The following is a 19,072-nucleotide window of genomic DNA, read 5'->3' as shown; positions in this document are numbered from 1 at the left end:
GAGAAAGGGAAGTTACTCGTCCAGCGTGATGCGCGACTGGGAGATCACGCCTGCCCAGGTCTTCGTCTCTGCAGCTTGACGCTTTGCGACATCCTCGGGCGAGCTGGACGCCGGCTCGACACCTACTGCGTACATCCGCTCCCTCACTTCCGCAGAGTTCATGGTTTTAGCGATCTGCGGAACCATCTTCGCGATGACGCTCTTTGGAACGCCAGAGGGCGCATAGAGGGCGAACCAGGTGACAGCTTCAAAGCCGGGAAGCACGGTCTCGGACAGCGTCGGAATATTTGGCATTGCCTGCGCCCGCTTGGCCGTTGTCACCGCCAGGGCCTTGAGCCTGCCGGCCTTGATTTGCGACAGCACCGCTGGACCCTGCTCGATCGCCATCGCAACCCGCCCGGCGATCAGGTCCACCACCATGGGGCTGCTGCCCTTGTACTGAACCGGTAGCAGGTCGACCCCGGCGCGCTGCTTGAACAGTTCCATGAACACATGCTGGGACGTGCCCTTGCCAGCCGAACCGTAGGCGTACTCGCCCGGCTTTGCCTTGAGGTAGCTGATGAGCTCCTGGATCGTGTTCACCGGCAGCGAAGCCGGCACGACCACATACGAGGGATTGAACCCCAGGATGGAGACAGGCTCGACATGGCTGGCAACGTCCTTCATGCGAGGCAGCAACTGCGGCAGGATGGAGAACATCGACGACGCGCCGATGAGCAGCGTGTGACCGTCCGCCGGCTGCCGCGATACGTACTCGGCGCCAATCAAACCTGAGGCACCAGCCCTGTTGTCGACGATCGTGGGCTGCCCGAACTCGGCAAGTCCATTGGCCACCGACCGGGCGTAGAGATCGGTTGCACCGCCTGGCGGGTACGGCGCAACGATCGTGATGGCTTTGCTGGGATAGGTCTGTGCTTGTACCGGGATCGCAAGTACAGCCAGTGCGGCACCGCAGCACGCCGCAAGCAGCTTTTTCATCGTGAACATGAGTAACTCCAGCAAGGGGACTAGCTATCTGCTCCATCTCGTTTGTTGCGTACAGCAGAACGTGATATCGCTTGAGGGAACGCAATTCTGTTTGGCGCCACGCTATGATGTCAAGCAGAATCTGTGCGCGTTCGAAATTACTCAGGGATTTTTGCCATGTGGAATGCTGCGGAGGACCGCCAGGTTTCGCTGCAGGCAGCCGTTGGCCCGAGTTCAGGACATTCAGCGAGCGCCAGCAGCACGATCCGGCACTGGACCCCAGAACGTGATCGTGCGGACTGGGTCCGGTCGCCGCAAGAGTGCGACCTAACACCTCTCGCTCGTGGCGCCGGCAGATGCGAGCTACCGCTTGCAGGCCGGCTGATCTATATCGGCAGGTGGCGCCGAAAACAACTGAACATACGGAGCAACTGATGGCAGCTGAGAAAGAAGAAGAGCAAAAGGTCGGAGGCGTTGCCGCTGTGGAAAGAGCTTTTGCGATCCTCCACGCCTTCCGCGCGGGCGACACGTCGCTCAACCTGAGCGAACTGGCGCAGCGCACCGGGATGTACAAGAGCACGATCCTTCGAACCATGACCTCGCTGATCCGCGAGCATTGCATCGTTCGCCTGGACGACGGCACGTATCAACTAGGCTCGATGCTTCTGCATTGGGGTGGGCTCTATCAATCGGCCCTGCGGCTCGACGATCACGTCCCCGCGATCCTGAGACGGCTGGTCCAGGAAACAGGCGAAGGCGCCTCCTTCTTTACTCGGGAGGACAATCTGCGCGTGTGCCTTTTTCGAGTGGACTCGCCCAAATCTGTGCGCGATCACATCCGAACGGGTGACCTGCTGCCCCTGGACAAGGGGGCCGCTGGCAGAGTGCTGCACAGCTTCGACCGTGCACTTACTCCCCCCGCAAACTTTCCGCAGCAGCCATTCATCGTGACCATTGGAGAGCGCGAGCCCGACATTGGCGCAATTGCTGCACCGGTTTTTGGTCCGATGGGCAGTCTGCGCGGCGCCTTGGCCATTTCTGGCCCGTCCGCGCGTTTCTCATCGGATTTCATACCTGGCATGACGCTGGCCTTGCTCAAGGCGGCGTCTGATTTGACCCGACGCCTCGGCGGCGACCCGGCTGTTTTCGAAACCGCGTCCGCAAATTTCGACTTTGCCTCCATGGCGCCATCGGCGCCATCCGCGAGCGCGACCTAGCATCGCGCCTCTGTCCACCTGGCATCCTGCACGGCGTGTGCGCAGCAGCGACAACGCAGCATCGCCCAACGCATAAGCATCCGGTCGAGAGTGACCGTGCCCGAAGGTTCGGCGTGCGGGGCACCAGCGGAGAACTGATGCTCTCGATGCTCTGGCTGGGTCAGGGCCGATGCCAGCAAGGCTTTCACGACTTGCCAGGTCGTGACTGCATTAGGGAAGAAAAGGCCCTGGGAAGATCCCTGTCATGGGCACCGGCGTCGACCCTCACGGCATGGCTGGCGGATGCGACTCCCGAGTGGCGGCAGTGTCTACCTGCGGCGCTTCTGAGGTCGCGCGGTCTTTGGCTCGCTGGGCTTCCTGCAGCTGCCTCCAAGCGATCTTCCCGGTGGCCAGTTTCGGAAGCTCTTCAACAAACTCCACCATCCGAGGATATTTGTAGGCAGCCATCTTTGCTTTGGACCATTCAATGACATCTGCAGCGGTCACGCGTCCTCTCGCAGCCTCATGCAGCACGATCACAGCCTTCACGGTCTCGCCGCGGTAACTGTCGCTGGCGGCGATCACGCAGGCTTCTCTCACGTCGGGGTGCTCATGCAAGAGCGCCTCGACTTCTGTGGGCCACACCTTGTATCCGGCCGCATTGACCATGCGCTTGAGCCGATCCACGATGAAGAAGTAGCCTTCGCCGTCCATGTAGCCCAGATCCCCGGTTCGGAAGAACCTGCTGCCGTGCAGGTCGACGAATGCATCGCGCGTGGCGGCTTCGTTGTTCCAGTAGCCTTTGAACGTCTTGTCGCTGCAGACAACGATCTCCCCTACCTCCCCTCGCGGCAACTCCCGCAGACTGTCTGGCTCCAGGATCCTCACATCGGTGTTGAACAATGGAACTCCCAGACACTGCCGCTTGAAATGCGCGGCGGGATTGCCTGTGAAGGGCATGCCTTCGGACAATCCATAGCCTTCCAAGAAGTCGAGTCCGATCAGCGCCTTGATGCGCTCGCCCACCGCCTGCGGCATGCCGGCACCGCCGCCGCCCAGCCGCCTGAGCGAGCGCAGGTCATAGGTGTTCAGATGGGGGCTGGCCAGGAAGTCGATCAGCATGGTGGGCATCATGTTCCAGTGTGTCACCTTGCACCGTGCGATCAGTTCTGCTGCAGCATCCCGGTTCCATCGTTGGAGCAAGACCAGCGTTCCACCCACATAGATCGGAGTGTTCATCATGTTCTGCATCCCGGTGATGTGGAAGAAAGGCAGCGCTGCCAGCACGACCGTTTCCGATTGCATGCCCATCCAGTGAGCCACCGAGTTGGTGCTCGCCATCATCGAGCGGTGCGTATGCATGCACCCCTTGGGGCTGCCGGTGGTTCCTGAGCTGTAAAGAATCACCGCCAGCTGCTCGACATCCTTCGCAGCCAAGCTTGCGCTCGCATGCGCGGCCGCGATGGACGATTGAAAATCGTGGACCGGTGCAGGCGAGCATGATGGCGCCCGTTCCATAGGAGAACCATCCATGGACTGCCCGCGCGCAACGACCACCCCAGCAAGTTCCTTGGCACCTTCCATGGCCAGCAGCTCTTCCAGGTTTTCCTTGCCACAAAACGCGACCATGGCCTGACTGTCCGTCCTGTAGTGCCCGAGCTCCGCGCGCTTGTTCATCGGATTGACGGGCACGACCACGGCGCCAATGCGCAGGATCGCGTAATAAGCGATGACGAATTCCCGACAGTTCTGCATATACAGAATCACCCGGTCGCCGCTTCGCACTCGCAGGTCCTGCTCTAGAAATCCTGCCATCCGATCCACCTGATCCAGCAGCTCTCGGTACACGAGAGAACCATGCGCGTCGACCAGAACGGTCTTTTCAGGAAAGCGGGCGGCCGATACGAACAGGTTGAAGTAGAGATTCGTGGCCGGTGTCGTCAGCTCATGCGGAAGATGCTGAGGCCAGGTATTGATTTGCTGCGGGTTCATCGTTCTGCGTCATTCCATCGACGACAAGTCAATCGAGAGAGATGTTGAAGGCAGAAATCGCCTTGGCCCAGACCTCTCGATCGCGAGCCACTCGTTTGCTGAAGACCTCTTCGCTAGCGCCGGTCGGCTCCTGTCCAGTCGGCAAGATGCGCGCCGAGATCTCAGGCCGTTGCACGATCTTGACGATGAGCTGAGACAGCTGAGCAACGATGGCTTTGGGGGTTCCAGCGGGAGCAAAGATTCCGCACCATCCACTGGCATTCATCTCGGGGAAACCCGCTTCGATGAAGGTCGGCACGTTCGGCAGCAAAACCGAGCGCACCGGGTTCGCTACGGCAAGAATACGGATCTTGTTGGCATCCGCATGCTGCTTGTACGTGCCGACGGCGCCCCAGCCGGACGTGAGGTTCGCCGAAAGGACGTCCTGCAAAGCGGGGATCTCTCCAGCGTAGGGGACATGCACCAGTTCAATGCCGGCATGCTGGGTGAATTGCTCCGCCCAGATATGTGCGGACGTACCTTTTCCGTAGGAGCCATAGCTGAGCTTTCCGGGCTCCGACTTTGCAAGCGCGATGAACGACTTCAGGTCCGTGACCGGCACGCTGCTGTTCACCCCGAACGCCACTGGCGTATTCGACACCTCCGCCACCGGCGCAAGATCTTTCAGCCGATAGGACGAATTCTTGCGAAGCAAATCCGCCTGTAGAACGCCGGTGTGGGTCACGAGCAGCGTATAGCCATCAGGCGCCGCATGCGACACCGCAGCTGCTGCGATCATTCCACTTGCACCGGTCTTGTTCTCGACGATGACCGGCTGCTTCAGTTCTTTGGACAGCTCCTCACCGAGTATCCGCGCGATGGTGTCGATGCTTCCGCCCGGATTGGTGGGCACGATGAGTTTCAGGGGCCGGTTGGGGAAAGTGGCCTGCGCGACAGCCAGCGTAGTCGCCAACGCCATGGCGGCGACGACAAGAAGGTTCCTGCAGCTTGAGAAGAACAAAACGCGACACTTCATGATGAGACTCCGTTGATGCATCTAACAAGGAAACCGGTGGGCAGGATGGTCGAAGCGAAGCTCGACCCGGCAACAGCTCACGGCACAGCGCTTTCGTCGAGGAATGCCGGTTGCGCAGCGAAGCGGGCGAGGTGGTGATCCGTGTCGCCCAGCATCATCTCGATCACCGTGAGCCGCTTGACATAGTGGGAGACAGGGAGCTCATCGGTCAGTCCCATGCCGCCATGCAATTGCACCGCTTGCTGTGCGATGAATCTCATGGCTTGCCCGGTGCGAGCCTTGGCCGCAGACGTCATCCGCCGACGCTCCTGCGGGTCTGCGTGCGCCGAGAGCTTGGCAGCCGCCAGCGTGGAGACGGCGCGCGCTTGAGCCAGGTGAATCGCCATGTCGACCATGCGATGCTGCAAGCTCTGGAAGCTGCCGATCGGCACGCCAAACTGCTGGCGCTCCTTCAGATACCCCAGCGTCGCCGCGTTCAGGGCCTCCATCGCGCCGACGGCTTCACCGCAGAGCAATACGATGCCGTAGTCCGTTGCAGCCTCCAGGAGGTCCCAGCCGCGACCTTCGCAACACAACAGGGACGATGTCGGCAGTCGAACATCCTTGAGCTCGACGTCGGCCGCACGCAGGCCATCAATGGTGCGGTAGTCGCGCAGCACGACCCCCGGCGCATCGGCAGGCAGCAAGAAGATGGAGATGCCGTCCGTCTCCCGGCGAGCACCAGCACTGCGGGCTGACACGATGAGATGCGCTGCCTGCGCGCCATGCGTCACCACCGTCTTGGTGCCGGCGAGCAGATACCCTCCGTCGATCACACGCGCCGTTGTCGCGATGTCGAACAGATCGTGCCTGGACTGCCGCTCCCCAAGCGCGCAAGCCAGCTTGATCCGACCCGCAGCGACCTCTTCCAGCACCGCAGTGTGACGACCGGATCGTTTGAGAAACTCTGCGCCCATGGCCGATGAAAGGCAAGGCTCGACCAGCAGACCGCGTCCGAGCTCCTCCATCACAATGAACATGTCCACGACGCTGCCATCGAGTCCGCCAAGCGACTCGGGCAACGCCAGCGCCGTCACTCCCAGGTCCGACAGGGCTGTCCATGCCTGCGGCGAAACACCCGTCTGCGAGTGGATGATGGCCTTTCGTTGTTCGAAGCTGTAGTCCTTCTCGATCCAGCGGCGCAGACTGTCGGCGAACTGCTGCTGTTCCTGCGTGTAGTTGAAGTTCATGTTTTGATCCCTCACAGGCCCAGCACGAGCTTGGCGATGACGTTCTTCTGAATTTCGTTCGATCCGCCGTAGATCGCGATCTTTCGGTAGTTGAGATAAAGCGACGCCAAAGGCGCAGCGTCGTCGTTGTGCGTCACGCTGTGTGTGCACTCGCCGTTGAGGAACGCGGGGTCGAAGGCAGCGCCGTACGGGCCAACGGCTTCGAGCATCAGTTCGGTGATTCCCAACTGGATCTCGCTGCCTTTGATCTTCAGCATCGATGCTTCGGGGCCTGGCGATTTGCCATGGCTTTCCTGGGAGATGGTCTTTTGCACAAGCATCTCGAGCGCCATCAGCTCGATCTCCAGGGATGCGACCTTCGCGGCGAACACGGGGTCACTCAGCAGCGGCAGATCGTTCTTGTGCTGCTTCTGCGCGAGCCGCTTGAGCAGGCGCAGTTCTCTCTTGGAGCGTCCCACCGCGGCGATGTTCGTGCGTTCGTGACCCAGCAGGTACTTGGCATAAGTCCAGCCCCGGTTCTCCTGGCCGATCAGGTTCGCGACCGGAACCTTGACGTTGTCGAAGAACACCTCGTTCACCTCGTGCTCCTCGTCGAGCATGATGATGGGCCGCACGGTGATGCCGGGGCTGTTCATGTCGATCAGCAGGAAAGAGATGCCCTCCTGCTTGCGGGCCTTTGCATCCGTTCGCACCAGACAGAAGATCATGTTGGCGTACTGCGCCCATGTCGTCCACGTCTTCTGGCCGTTCACGACGTAGTGATCGTCGACGCGGTCGGCGCGCATCTTCAGCGCAGCCAGATCGGAGCCGGCGCCGGGCTCTGAATAGCCCTGACACCACCAGTCGTCGCAGCTCAGGATGCGCGGCAGGTAGTGACGCTTCTGCGCCTCGTTGCCGAAAGCCATGATCACGGGCGCCACCATGTTGACACCGAAGGGCATGACGATCGGCGCACCGGCGGCGGCGCACGCCTCCTCCCAGATATGGCGCTGAACTGCAGACCAGCCGGTCCCCCCATGTTCGACAGGCCAGTTGGTACCGACCCATCCCTTGGCGGCCAGAATCTTGTGCCAGCGCACGAAGTCTTCGCGCTTCAACCGCTTGTGGTTGAGCACCTTGTCCCGCAGGTCTTCGGGCAAGTTCTGCCGCAGCCAAGCCACCACGGTGTCGCGGAACGCCAGGTCCACCGCGCTGTAGTTCAGATCCACATCTTCTCCTTGTGCATTGATTCGACTTGAAGAGCCGCCGCAATCGCTCGCGAGGCTGCAGCGCAGTGGCACTGCCGTGCCGCTGCGAACGCTCCGACTGGATGCGAAGGCCTGGCGTTAAATGGGCGGCCAGTTGAAAACGTCCGCTGTTTCCTCAAGCGGGGTCAACGCGTGCCGCATGGCGGGCAGCGCGTGTTCGGCAATGCTCTGCGGCGTCCATCCTTCCGACTGATGGACAGATTTGGCCGGGCGCGGCTGGCTCATGAGCATGATTTCGTTGGCGCGCACGGCGAACACCTGGCCGTTGACATCGGCGCCCAGTTCGCTCGCAAGGAAAACGGCCAAAGGCGCGACCTTGGCGGGCGTCATCAACTGCTGCTTTCGCTGCGCCGCGAGCTGCTGGGCTTGCGTCGTGATCGGAACCGAAGCCACCATGCGCCCCCAAGCAAAAGGAGCGATGCAATTGGATCGGACACCCGATCGCTGCATGTCCAGGGCAATGGAACGCGACAGGCCCACGATGCCCATCTTGGCCGCCGCGTAGTTGGCCTGCGCCCGGTTCCCGACGAGTCCCGAAGTCGACGTCATGTGGACAAAGGAGCCGCTGCCCTGCTCCTTGAAGAAGCCGGCCGCGGCGCTGCTTGTGTAGAACGAGCCGTACAGATGCACCTTCACCACGGCGTCCCACTCTTCCTCGCTCATTTTGTGGAAGAACCGATCGCGCAGGATCCCCGCGTTGTTGATCACGCAATCGATTCGGCCGAACGTGTCGACCGCCTGCTGGATCAGCCGGCGGGCGCCGTCCTGCGCAGCGATGGAGTCTGTGTTGGCGCTGGCCTCTCCCCCGGCTGCTCGGATCTCTGCGACCACGGCGTCCGCCGGGCCCGCATCCCCACCCTCGCCGCTGAGTGATGCGCCGATGTCGTTGACCACGACCTGCGCGCCGGCTTGTGCCAGCTGCAGTGCGATGTCTCGGCCGATGCCGCCGCCTGCACCCGTGACCACGGCAACCTTGCCGTCCATGAATTTACTCATTGCGATACCTTCGTCTATTGAAAACGTGCTCGGGCGTGACTGATCACGACAGCGCCGCGCGCGGCGACGTGGCCCTCAAGCGCGACATGCGCGCCTTCGTCCCATATCCGGAACTCGACTTCCTCGCCGGGATAGAACGGCGCGGAGAACCGTGCGTCCAAGCCATGCAACTTCGGCGCGTCACCCGAAGCGAAGGCGCGAATGGCTGCAACGGCTGCCAAGCCATAGGTGGCCAGACCATGAAGAATCGGCCGGGGAAAGCCGGCGCGCCGCGCTGCTTCCAGATCAATATGAAGACGGTTGGTATCCCCGCACAGGCGATACAGCAGCGCTGCGTCGTTGCGTACCGCGTAGCGCACGCACTGGTCGGGTTCGCGTGAGGGCGATGCCTCCAGTGGCGGCAATGGCTCGTCGTCCAGAATCAGGTCCGTCGCACCGCCTGTCGAGAAGCCTCCGTCGCCGCGGCAGAAGAACAGCTGCCACGCCTTTCCATAGTGCTCACCCTGCTCGCACTGCAGGGTCTTGCACACGGTGATCAGCGCGCCTTTTCCTTCGCCCTTGTCGACGATCCGGGAAACGCGAGAAGTGCCGACGACCCGTCCGTGCGCAGGCAACGCGCGCGCCAAGGTGATTCGCTGCTCGCCGTGTACCAAGCGCGCAGCGTCAATCTCCATGGACTTTTCGTCACGAGCCCAGAAGCCGGGCGATGCGACCACGGCGGCCATGGACGGTACAACCACCTGGTCGACCTCGTCCACCAGTCGCAGCTGGCACGGATCGAGTGGGTCGGATACGGCACCGATCGCGAGCGCATAGAGCGCCGATTCGCGCGCGGTGTAGTCGTGAACGACCGTTCGGCTCCAAGCCCTGACGGCATCGACGTTCACGCCCTAGCTCCTGCAGCGTCGAGCACGAAGACAGGTACCTTGACGCTCCCGGCGCGAGCGAACGCGACGCGCACCGCGCCGCCGACGGCCAGTTCTGCAGGTGCCGCGTCCACGATGTTGGACAACATGCGAACGCCCTCCTCCAACTGGATGAAAGCGAGAATCTGCCGGTCGGAGGCCGCCCCACTCATCGTGTACGAGTAGATGCGCCCACGGCCGCTTGCGTCGACCCAATCGACCTCGGCCGAAAAGCAATGCGGGCAACAGCGCCGAGGGTAGTAGTGGCGTTTTGCGCAGTCGCGGCATTGGCCGATCAGCAAACGCCCTTGCGCAGCGGCGGCGAAGAACGCCTCATTTTCCGGATTGGTGGCGGGAGCCGGCCACTGGCGGTCGTCTGAGAGAAACATCTGATTAGCTCCGTCCGAGAATGAGCGTGGCGCTGCCGTGACGCGCCCCCAAATTGCCGCCTGTGCCTTGGGCCAGAGCGATCTCGCAGCTGGGAACCTGCACCTTCGGGTGCGCTTCGCCACGCAACTGGCGCACGGCTTCGATCACCTTTGTGATGCCGCCGCGGTTGGCGGGATGGTTGTTGCACAGGCCGCCGCCATCCGTGTTGAAGGGCAGCTTGCCGATGCCGGAGATGAGCCCGCCGTCCTGTACGAAGCGACCACCCTCTCCCCTGCGACAGAACCCCAGGTCTTCCAGCTGAAGCAACACCGTGATGGTGAAGCTGTCGTAGATGGAGGCGTACTGGATATCGGCGGGCTTGACCCCCGCTTCAGCAAAGGCTTGCGCGCCCGAATGCGCCGCCCCGGTGACCAGCAGGTCTTCCCATCCGCCATAGACGCCGCGCACCGACTCTCCTGCGCCCAGCACGCTGATCATCGGGCGCTTGAGACTTTTCGCGATTTCTGGCCGGGTCACCACGAGTGCGCCGCCGCCATCACTGACCACACAGCAATCCAGACGATGAAGCGGATCTGCGACCAGCGGCGAGCTGACGACGTCCTCCACCGTTACTGGCTGGCGCAGCATCGCGTGCGGGTTGTGCTGCGCGTGCGTTGAGGCCGCGACTTTGATCCAGGCCAGTTGCTCGGCGGTCGTACCGTAAACATGCATGTGGCGGCGCGCGGCGAGGGCGTAGCCGGCGAGCGTGTTCATACCGAATGGCTGTTCGAAGGCGACATCGGGCGACGTGGCACCATATTCACGCGGCTTGGCAGTGGACGGATCGGTGCGTGGTTTGCCGGCCAACGTGATCAGCGCCACGTTGCACTTGCCCGCCGCGATGGCCTGGGCCGCATGCGCAACGTGAATGAGATACGAGGAGCCTCCGGTCTCTGTCGTGTCCAGGTGCTTCACTTCCAGGCCCATGTAGTCGAGCATGGACAAAGGGCCCAACCCGGGCGCGTCACCAGCGCAAAAGTAGGCATCGACGTCTCGGATCGAGAGCCCTGCGTCGGCGAGTGCCCCCCGGGCGCACTCCGCATGCAACTGGGCAACCGAGTGATGTTCCGCTTTGCGCAGTGGATGTTCGAACGCACCCGCGATGCAGGCTTTTCCCTTGATGGTCATGAGAGGGCTTTCGGATGGAAAACGAATGGAGTCGACGCTCGGCGGTCCCGGGGCCGCGGAAGGGCATGGAACCGTCCCGAAAGGCGAACCGTCGGTGGCATCGGACGAAAGCGCCGATCCGTGTCACACGGGCCTTTGCGCGTCGCAGCACAAGAACCGACGACCCAGGCCGAGCGGCCAGACCAGCGAATTGCCCAGAGGGGAAGGCTGACGCGAAGCTGCGAATAGCAGGCTTTGCCTGAAGGTCCACGTCGCCGGATTCCCAGAACGTCTGCTCGGTACATTGCGCCTTTCATTTCAAGTCATTCCCTCAGACAGAATGCTATTGTGCTGTTGGGAATGAATTTTGGGTGCGAATTCGGGAAAGCGCAAGAGTTCAAGACGGAATTCCACTTTCCTTCGCGACGCAACAGGCATCAGCAGGGCGAAGTCCGTCCGAAGGGCCGGCTGCAGACATGCTTGGCGATGTCGCGTTCTCACCGCAGCCTGGGCTCGGAATCGGCCCAAGGACTGGTCTCGGAATCCGGCCAATCACTGCTGCCGGTGCAGCGAGCGGTGTCGCCGCTGCGCACTGCGCCTGAGCGTCACCACTGCGGCCCTTGGGGGCGGCAGCTCTCAAGAGCGCGCGGGTGCAGGTCGACCATCCTTTGCAGATCAAGCGCCATCGCGACAGCGTGCTCCAACACCTCCTGGACCAGCTGCCGCAGACGCGCATCAGCGCAACGCACGCAAACGTGCTTCACGACGGGCATCGCCCACCTGCCTGTCGCGCACTGCGTGCGCTTCCAGTGACCGCACGAGCGCCTGGCTCATTGGGCAAAGCTCGGCGGGGCAACGGGCCGGTTGATGGCACGCCAGATCGAAGAAGGCCGTCACCCCAGCACGGCGCTCAGGCAGGTCTCCGATTGCTGCTCTGGCACGCCTGAAGCTGATGAGCATGGCACTGCGAGAGCAGCAGGGCCAGCGCGCACCCGCGCCGGCATGACGGCCATGGACTTCGAAGCGCATAGCCTTGCTGGTCAAGTGCAAGGTGCATTGGCGCGGTGACAACGGCAAGAGCGCCACTGGAGAACGCGCCTCGGAAGTGCCCACAGGCACCATCACGGGCGTGGATGCGCGCTGGTCACGCCATTGCCCGCAACGCCGCGATGAACCCAACCCTGGGCGGCCGGTCGATAGGGCTACCGCATGGGTGCCGACGCGGTCGCTTCGCCTGCTACCAGCGCATGCCGCGGCTCGCCGGCACCGGTGCAGCCACGGCGGCGTGGGACTGTCGGCAAATGTCGGATCGAACCGGGCAGGACCGACGTGCTGCCGATCGAGCACTGGCACGTTTGGGGTGGTGACGTCACGACCGCTGAGGCAACCCTTGATCGGCTGATACAGCTGAGCCACAGACTCTCCTTCACCCGCCGGTCATGCGCCAGGCCGCGAAAACACCCGAAAAGGAGAAGAACAAGGGTCCATCGCGACCGTCATTCCCAAGGTTCGAACGCGCCACCGAGCACGCATGACGCCCGCTCACGACAGAGCGGACTCGACAGTCATGATGGCGGGAAGTGGCATGGCGCATCACGGACTCCGAGGAAGCCGATGCCCACAAATGCTCCGTGGGTAGAACAAGTTCAGCATCAGGAGGGCACGGATCGTCCACGAAGAGTCGGTTCCAACCCAGCGCTGCGGGTGGCAGCGCCTGCACCCCTCACGCGCCAGAAGACGTGAGTTCGACCCGCATTTCCGGGTGAATGACCTCGCCGTTCTTCAGAATCTGGACCTCGTCCAGCCAAAGGTTGCAGTTCCGCATGGGCAGATCCAGGTGGCACGCCGTGTCGTTCGTACCGCCAAGCTCCAGGTTCGGTCCAAGCGAGAAGAGCACGTTGCCATAGAAGGAAAGCGCATTCATGACGTGCTCGCTTGTCAGCTGGCGGGTCACTGAAAATTGATACCAGCGCGCCTTCTCATTGAGGCCCCATCCAATGTGAGAGATCGCGTAGGCCCGAGGGTCGTTGAAGCTGTCGATATAGCTGCGAATGAGCTGGGCATCCAACCCCTGGCCGGTTATTTCAACGACGTAGCCCTTCTCCACACGCAGCGTCACCGGCGACTCGACATATTTTTTGAATGTACAAAGGATGTCACCGGGCTGCATCACGACAACACCGTCCACCCCGCCATCGTCGCCTTGGGTGAAGGAAAAGCCGGACGGAAAATGGTCCCAGCGCCCTGCCTCGGCAGTGAATCCGTACTCTGAAATGACCGGATATTGCCCGAGCTTGTAGACGATGTCAGTGCCGGCATCCGAGGTGAAGCGCAGCTGCCTTGCAGACTCCAACAGACCCTTCGCATACTCGACTCGGCGTTGCAGGTCCGCCGTGGGGAACATCTGCTTGAGCACATGGAATGGCTCCATCACCCGCAAGATGCGCACGCCGGCGGCCTGGATCTCCGCCTGCTCACGCGAAAAAAGAAGACCGACCATGTCGATGACCATGCTCGCGGATTTCAAGGTGGTCATCGCAAGCGCATTGCCCACCAGCGGGTGCCGTCCTTGCACACCGACAGCGTTTTTCTGGCCTCTGCGCAGATTCATGTTGAAGGTCGTGGCCCCCAGGTGCGCAGCGGCGGCCATGAATGCCTGCGCGTGCTCCTGCCATTCGTCATCGGCCGTCAGCACCACGATGTTCTCCCCCGGCTTTACCCGGCAAAGCTCCAACTCACGAGTGAACAGCTCAAACATCTCGACATCAAGTTTCAATTTCTTCTCCTAGTTCGATGAATATTGGTGGCGCAAAGCGGCTCCCAAAAGTTCGCTGAATCCAGCGAAGTTTTCTGCTTGCAGCTGATGTCCGGCGCCTGCCAGACGGGATGCCTCCATATCTGGACGCAGGTGGCGCATCTCCTCGATATCTGCATCGGAAACCACGCCCCCCTCGCCTGCGCATATGAGGGAGACCGGGCATGCGGTCCTTGCGAGGTCCGCAAACATGTCCTGAGAGTGGAAGTCCTCATAGGCTGCATAGACAGCGCGCTCGTCACAAGTCGACAACCATTCCGCGCGCAAGCGTTGCAGGTCCTCCGGCCAGGGGGCCGCAATGCTCGAACGCAAGGCCTCTGCCGCTTCTCCCCGGTGAGCCGCCTGCAACAGACTCAGCGTCCGCGCGATGGGGATGGGATACCTCCTTCTGCCCGGCCCGCTGGTGGGCGGATCGACCAGCACGAGCGCGCGAACGAGTTCCGGAGCTTTCGTTGACATTCGCAGAGCGATCCGCGCACCCATTGAATGCCCGATCAAGGTCGTCGACCCGATGTGGGTTTCGCGAATGAAGGCTGCGACGTCTTCTGCGCATGCATCCAGGCCGTAGTCCAGATGCGGTCCGGACTCGGACAGCCCACGGCCACGGACATCAAGCACGAAGCAATCATGGTCGGACATGAGCCACCTGCCCACGTGACTCCAAAGAATTGCAGGGCTCACGATGCCCGGCACGATGAGCACGCGAGGGCCAACGCCTGGGAAATGCAGGTAGTGCTGCCGGATGCCATTGGCGCGAACCACTTTTCCTGTTCCGAACTTCAAGTTTCTCTCCAAGCGCTGCGCCCCGAAAGCACGACCGGATATCATTCTGCTACACGGAATGATATTCCGTCAAGCGCCACGTGGCCCATAGGGGTGTCTCGCGCGTGGAGGTCAGCCGTTGCGTGCCCGCACGCGGCCGGGACGTCCACCCTGTACTGCGCGGATCGCCGACTCGGACCATGCCAAGCACTGCGTGCACAAGGGCGCGTTCCGCCGCCCTCACATTCCCCCGGTCCGCGCATCTCCCCAGTCGAATGGAGCGATTTCGAGGTCTGGCGAGCAGAGGGGTCGATGCAATGGGGAGGCCTCAATGTGGCTCGATCTCTCCGAAACCTCGGTGCGACAACGACAGGGTTCTTGCGCACCCAGTGCGTCCAGTTCCAGGAGCCTTCGTGCAGAAGAACTATCGGCCGGCTTCGCCCCAACAACGCCAGATCATGTGCCCCAACGCCGCAACTCGTACGGTGCAAGTGAGCGGGCTTGTTCAACTCGACGACATCAGATGTTGAGTCGCAGCGCGAAGCTGCAGTGCAAGGAGGTGTCTACTCGCTGTCTTGACACTCACGGAAATCACCCGCCGCTTTATCTGTGCTGAATGTCCCTCCTTCAGTGGCCCTGCGCCGTCTGGCGTGGTGCACCCTCGACGCCCAACGGAGCAGCCACCTTCGACGATGAGAGTCGGGGTGCCAAGCCTGAGCGGAGGGAATCAACTTGGACTACAACTGCGCACGTCATCGCGATTTCCGGCATACAGCCGAACCCAGCAATGACCTGCGTGAGATCGAGAGACTTTAGGAGGCGGTGGATGCCGCCGAACATTCAGCTCAGTCCACGCGAATCTTGTTCGCTTTGATCACCCGCTCCCACTTGATCTGCTCCTTCTGAAGAAGAGCCAGATAGTCATCTCGCGACATCAACATGGCCTCGTATCCGTAGCGCGCAAACGCCGCCTTCACCTCAGCGCGCTGAACCACTTTGTTGACCGAGGAATGAATCAGGTCGATCACGTGCTGCGGTACTTTTTTGGCAACTGTGATGTCATACCAGTAGCTGGCCACATAGCCCTTTACGCCGCCTTCCGAAATCGTCGGAATCTGCGGTGCCAACTCCGAGCGCTTTTCTCCTCCCATCCCCAGCACCTTGAGTTGGCCTGTGCCTAGGTATTGGATGGCAGAGGACAACCCGACGATCGCCAATGGAAGATGACCGCCGATCACATCCTGGAGTGCCGGCGCCGTGCCCTTGTAGCCGACGTGCACGAAATCGGTTCCCATCATCGATCCCAGCTGCACGCCTGCAAGATGATTCGGAGTCGTTGCCCCGGGCGTCCCGAATCGCAGACCTGAATGGGTCTTGACATACTTCACCAGCTCAGACATCGACTTGACGGGCAAAGCATTGCTGGCAACCAGCGCAATCGGCACATTGGCCAATGGAACGATGGAGACAAAATCCGCCCCCGTGTTGAATGAGAGCTTGTCGTTCATCAGATTGAGCGTCGAACGATTGCCGGTACTCGTCGTGAGCGTGTAACCGTCCGCCTTGCTGCGAAGCACTTCGCCGAAAGCGATGATCCCGCCAGCGCCTGGCCTGTTTTCGACGATCACCGGTTGTCCCAATTCGTGGCCCAGCTTCTGCGCAACGATTCGCGCGACGTTGTCCGTACCCCCACCGGGGCTGTAGGGAACGATCAGTCGAATAGGCTTGTTCGGATAAGCCCCTTCGGCCCATGCCATCCCGCCCTTCAGGCTGACGGCCGTCGCCGTCAGCGATATGAATTTCCTGCGTCGCATGTTTGTCTCGTTGTTATGAGAACGCTTTTCGCATCCACCCTCTCGTTCGGATGGACAAAGATCGTGAGCCTCCAGACGAGAGCCTTTGAATAGCTTCGAAGGATGGGCTGGCAAGGTCGTAGGCGACCTCTGCTGGACAACGAAGTCTTGCATCTACATCGACGCACGTCTTTTGATTTTTCCTGCGGATCGTTTAGAACGATTGCCTCTTCGTAGGCATTGACTACTGTGCGGTCAGGAAGGGGAGTTCAGCGGGTTTGACGTGCCTTACCTGCAGGCTGTTGCGTCGAGAGAACAAGCTCCCGAGAACGGTTGGCAATACAGTCTGCTCGTGCTCTCGCTGTACTTTTTTCGTCTCACCGATTGGTAGACCGCCATGCTTCTGCAGCGCTTTGCGCGTCAGGCATCGGGAACCACGGCCTTTGGTTCTCTTCGCGAACGCGCATCGACTCGGCGCTGACGCATTGCTTCGACGATACCGAGTCGCACGCGTACTTGAAAGACATCATCGAGCGGCGGACCTTCAAGGGCGGAATGGCGCGGGTGAAGTCGATGGCGAGCTGCAGGATCGGCGCGTCAACTCTCAGGCGTCTTCGACTCCTCTGCGCTTTTCCCGAGACGGCTGAAATCTTCCGCCGTGCGAATCGCCCAGTCGCGAAACGCCTGGACCACAGGAGAATCTCGCTTGTGCTCCGGGTAGACCAGGCAGTACCGCTTCTCGTGCTTCAGGCTGACATCGAAAGGAATGGTCAGTGCGCCACGTTCGATGTCCTCTTGAACGTAAAAGCGGGGCACCAGGCCGACGCCAAGGCCCGCTCGCGCCGCATCGATGACCATCGCGTAAAGCTCGAAGCGCATCGCAGGCGCGGGGATGGCTTGCGTGCAACCGGCGGTCTCAAACCAGCGCTGCCACGCTTCCGGTCGAGCACGCTTGTGAAGCAGGGGCAGCGACATCAATGCGGCGGGCGTCCTTATCTCGAGCAGGTCGAAGTGGCGTGGACTTGCCACGGGAACCACTTCCTCCTCGAAGAGATGTATTTTTTCAACACCGTCCCAGAACGGGTCGTCGAAATGCAATGCGGCGTCAAGGTTGGTGCCACGGAAAGTGAACGGATCTGCGCGCTCGGACAGATTGACCGTGATGTCCGGATTCCGGTGCAGGAAATCATTGAGCCTGGGCAACAACCAGCGGCTCGCAAACGTGGGGATGACCGCCAGTTCGAGCACGCCGCCCTTGCCCTTCGACTCCATCAATGATTTGGTGTGCATCTCGATTTCGTCGAGATTGCCGCGGATGGCGCGGCTGTATTGCCTTCCCGCATCGGTCAGGATGACCTGCTTCTTGGTTCTGCTGAAGAGCCTGACCCCGAGAAAGCGCTCCAGCACGGCAATCTGTCGGCTCACGGCGCTTTCGGTGAGGTACATCTCGGCCGCCGCGCGAGCAAAGCTCTCGTGTCGCGCTGCAGCTTCGAAAAGGGACAGGGCGACGGTACTGGGTATTTTTCGCTTCATGGGTGGTCCGGGCCGTTTGGTCGGCACCCTATTCTTGACCAGGACCATTCGCCTCCACCCGTCACAGAGTTGACGACGAGAGCGACGCCAGCGGCGTCTATTCCTCGACCTGAATGTTGGCCGCCTTGACCACCGCGCCCCAGCGGGCGTTTTCCGTGCGCACGAAGGCGCCGAAATCACGCGGCTCGATGTTCGACGGCGTGTACCCGATCTCTGACATGCGCGCACGCACCGCAGGGTCCTGAACCACCTTGTTGACGTGCGCCTGAAGGACCTCGATGGCCGCCCGTGGCGTATGGGGCGGCGCGAGCACACCGAACCAGGTGTCCGAGTCGACACCGTAGCCCTGCTCCTTGAGTGTTGGAACATCGCCGATCGCGGGAAACCGCTCAGGCGATCCGAGCGCGATCAGCTTGAGCTTGGACTTGCTCGCCACGGCCAGTGGGGTCGGCACAAAACCGTACTCGACATCGCCGGCCATGACGGCAGCCAGTACAGGTGCGGCACCTGCGTACGGAATCGCAAGCGCTTTGGTTCCCTGCGCTTTTGATCGCAAGAGTTCCATGCCCATCTGGGACATGCTGCCGGGCCCCCAGTGACCGTAGGTGATCTCCCTGGATCTGGCCTGCGCGACGAATTCGGCCGCGCTCTTCGTGCCGCTGGACTCCTTGGATGCGAGAACGAAGCCCATTCTGGCCACGAGCGCAACGGGCGTGAAACCGTTGGGGTCGTACTTGACCGCCTTCTTGTAGATGTGCGGGGAAACGGAAATGAAGTCAGCGGCAGCGAACAAGAGCGTGGTGCCATTGGCCTGCGCGCCGTAGACATGGTTCGCCCCGAGAATCCCGTTCACTCCCGGCCTGTTTTCGACGATGAGCGGCTGCCCCAGCGCATTCCCAATGTGACTGGCCACGATGCGAGCGAGCACATCCGTTCCTCCTCCCGGCGCATAGGGAACCACCAGCCTCACGGGGCCGGGCGGTGTCCACGCAGGCGCGGCCGCAAGGCTCCAGGGCATCACGCACGCCAGCGCAACGCTCGCGAACAGGCGCCGGGCCATGTGACCACGCCGCGCCCGGCGGTCCCT

15 protein-coding genes are annotated in these 19,072 nt (G+C 61.6%); 1 reads left to right on the top strand and 14 read right to left on the bottom strand.

Translation table 11 applies throughout. From position 1 onward, the window contains the following. Positions 1 to 12: 12 nt before the first annotated feature. Positions 13 to 987 carry a tripartite tricarboxylate transporter substrate binding protein gene (locus RZE79_RS30830; protein ID WP_319362046.1) on the bottom strand — a complete coding sequence of 325 codons (975 nt, stop codon included), beginning with the start codon at positions 985 to 987 and terminating at the stop codon, positions 13 to 15. Positions 988 to 1,400: 413 nt separating this feature from the next. On the opposite strand from RZE79_RS30830, the gene RZE79_RS30825 reads away from it, so the two are divergent. Next, positions 1,401 to 2,183 carry an IclR family transcriptional regulator gene (locus RZE79_RS30825; protein WP_319362045.1) on the top strand — a complete coding sequence of 261 codons (783 nt, stop codon included), beginning with the start codon at positions 1,401 to 1,403 and terminating at the stop codon, positions 2,181 to 2,183. Between the two features lie 264 nt (positions 2,184 to 2,447). On the opposite strand, the gene RZE79_RS30820 is transcribed toward RZE79_RS30825, so the two are convergent. From RZE79_RS30820 to RZE79_RS30760, 13 genes are all read right to left on the bottom strand, one after another. Next, positions 2,448 to 4,154, bottom strand: a complete 1,707-nt coding sequence (locus RZE79_RS30820) for a long-chain-fatty-acid--CoA ligase (RefSeq protein WP_319362044.1) — start codon at positions 4,152 to 4,154, stop codon at positions 2,448 to 2,450. Positions 4,155 to 4,182: 28 nt separating this feature from the next. Beyond that, positions 4,183 to 5,169 (bottom strand): tripartite tricarboxylate transporter substrate binding protein, encoded by a 987-nt coding sequence (locus tag RZE79_RS30815; RefSeq protein WP_319362043.1) that lies wholly within the window; start codon positions 5,167 to 5,169, stop codon positions 4,183 to 4,185. A 77-nt stretch (positions 5,170 to 5,246) separates the two neighbouring features. After that, positions 5,247 to 6,398: an acyl-CoA dehydrogenase family protein gene (locus tag RZE79_RS30810; protein ID WP_319362042.1), complete on the bottom strand. Its 1,152-nt coding sequence runs from the start codon at positions 6,396 to 6,398 to the stop codon at positions 5,247 to 5,249. Positions 6,399 to 6,409: 11 nt separating this feature from the next. Continuing rightward, positions 6,410 to 7,606 carry an acyl-CoA dehydrogenase family protein gene (locus RZE79_RS30805; protein WP_319362041.1) on the bottom strand — a complete coding sequence of 399 codons (1,197 nt, stop codon included), beginning with the start codon at positions 7,604 to 7,606 and terminating at the stop codon, positions 6,410 to 6,412. Between the two features lie 117 nt (positions 7,607 to 7,723). After that, on the bottom strand, positions 7,724 to 8,641 hold the full coding sequence (locus RZE79_RS30800; protein ID WP_373696596.1) for an SDR family NAD(P)-dependent oxidoreductase: 918 nt from the start codon (positions 8,639 to 8,641) through the stop codon (positions 7,724 to 7,726). Positions 8,642 to 8,655: 14 nt separating this feature from the next. Beyond that, positions 8,656 to 9,528 carry a MaoC/PaaZ C-terminal domain-containing protein gene (locus tag RZE79_RS30795; RefSeq protein WP_319362039.1) on the bottom strand — a complete coding sequence of 291 codons (873 nt, stop codon included), beginning with the start codon at positions 9,526 to 9,528 and terminating at the stop codon, positions 8,656 to 8,658. Beyond that, positions 9,525 to 9,935: an OB-fold domain-containing protein gene (locus RZE79_RS30790; RefSeq protein ID WP_319362038.1), complete on the bottom strand. Its 411-nt coding sequence runs from the start codon at positions 9,933 to 9,935 to the stop codon at positions 9,525 to 9,527. The genes RZE79_RS30795 and RZE79_RS30790 overlap by 4 nt, the downstream gene beginning before the upstream one ends. Positions 9,936 to 9,939: 4 nt before the next feature. Next, positions 9,940 to 11,103: a thiolase domain-containing protein gene (locus RZE79_RS30785; protein WP_319362037.1), complete on the bottom strand. Its 1,164-nt coding sequence runs from the start codon at positions 11,101 to 11,103 to the stop codon at positions 9,940 to 9,942. Between the two features lie 1,702 nt (positions 11,104 to 12,805). Beyond that, the gene (locus RZE79_RS30780) at positions 12,806 to 13,858 is read right to left on the bottom strand and encodes a 2,5-dihydroxypyridine 5,6-dioxygenase (RefSeq protein ID WP_319362036.1); all 1,053 of its coding nucleotides are present in this window, start codon (positions 13,856 to 13,858) and stop codon (positions 12,806 to 12,808) included. A 9-nt stretch (positions 13,859 to 13,867) separates the two neighbouring features. After that, the gene (locus tag RZE79_RS30775) at positions 13,868 to 14,680 is read right to left on the bottom strand and encodes an alpha/beta hydrolase (protein WP_319362035.1); all 813 of its coding nucleotides are present in this window, start codon (positions 14,678 to 14,680) and stop codon (positions 13,868 to 13,870) included. Between the two features lie 824 nt (positions 14,681 to 15,504). Then, the gene (locus tag RZE79_RS30770; RefSeq protein WP_319362034.1) at positions 15,505 to 16,473 is read right to left on the bottom strand and encodes a tripartite tricarboxylate transporter substrate binding protein; all 969 of its coding nucleotides are present in this window, start codon (positions 16,471 to 16,473) and stop codon (positions 15,505 to 15,507) included. A gap of 576 nt (positions 16,474 to 17,049) precedes the next feature. After that, the gene (locus RZE79_RS30765; protein WP_319362033.1) at positions 17,050 to 17,985 is read right to left on the bottom strand and encodes a LysR family transcriptional regulator; all 936 of its coding nucleotides are present in this window, start codon (positions 17,983 to 17,985) and stop codon (positions 17,050 to 17,052) included. A gap of 97 nt (positions 17,986 to 18,082) precedes the next feature. Beyond that, positions 18,083 to 19,045 carry a tripartite tricarboxylate transporter substrate binding protein gene (locus RZE79_RS30760; RefSeq protein ID WP_319362032.1) on the bottom strand — a complete coding sequence of 321 codons (963 nt, stop codon included), beginning with the start codon at positions 19,043 to 19,045 and terminating at the stop codon, positions 18,083 to 18,085. Positions 19,046 to 19,072: the final 27 nt, after the last annotated feature.

Source organism: Variovorax sp. EBFNA2 (genome assembly GCF_033802765.1).
GTDB classification, from domain to species: domain Bacteria; phylum Pseudomonadota; class Gammaproteobacteria; order Burkholderiales; family Burkholderiaceae_C; genus Variovorax; species Variovorax paradoxus_H.
Note: the sequence above shows the minus strand (reverse complement) of the source record. Positions and strands in the feature narration are given on the sequence as shown.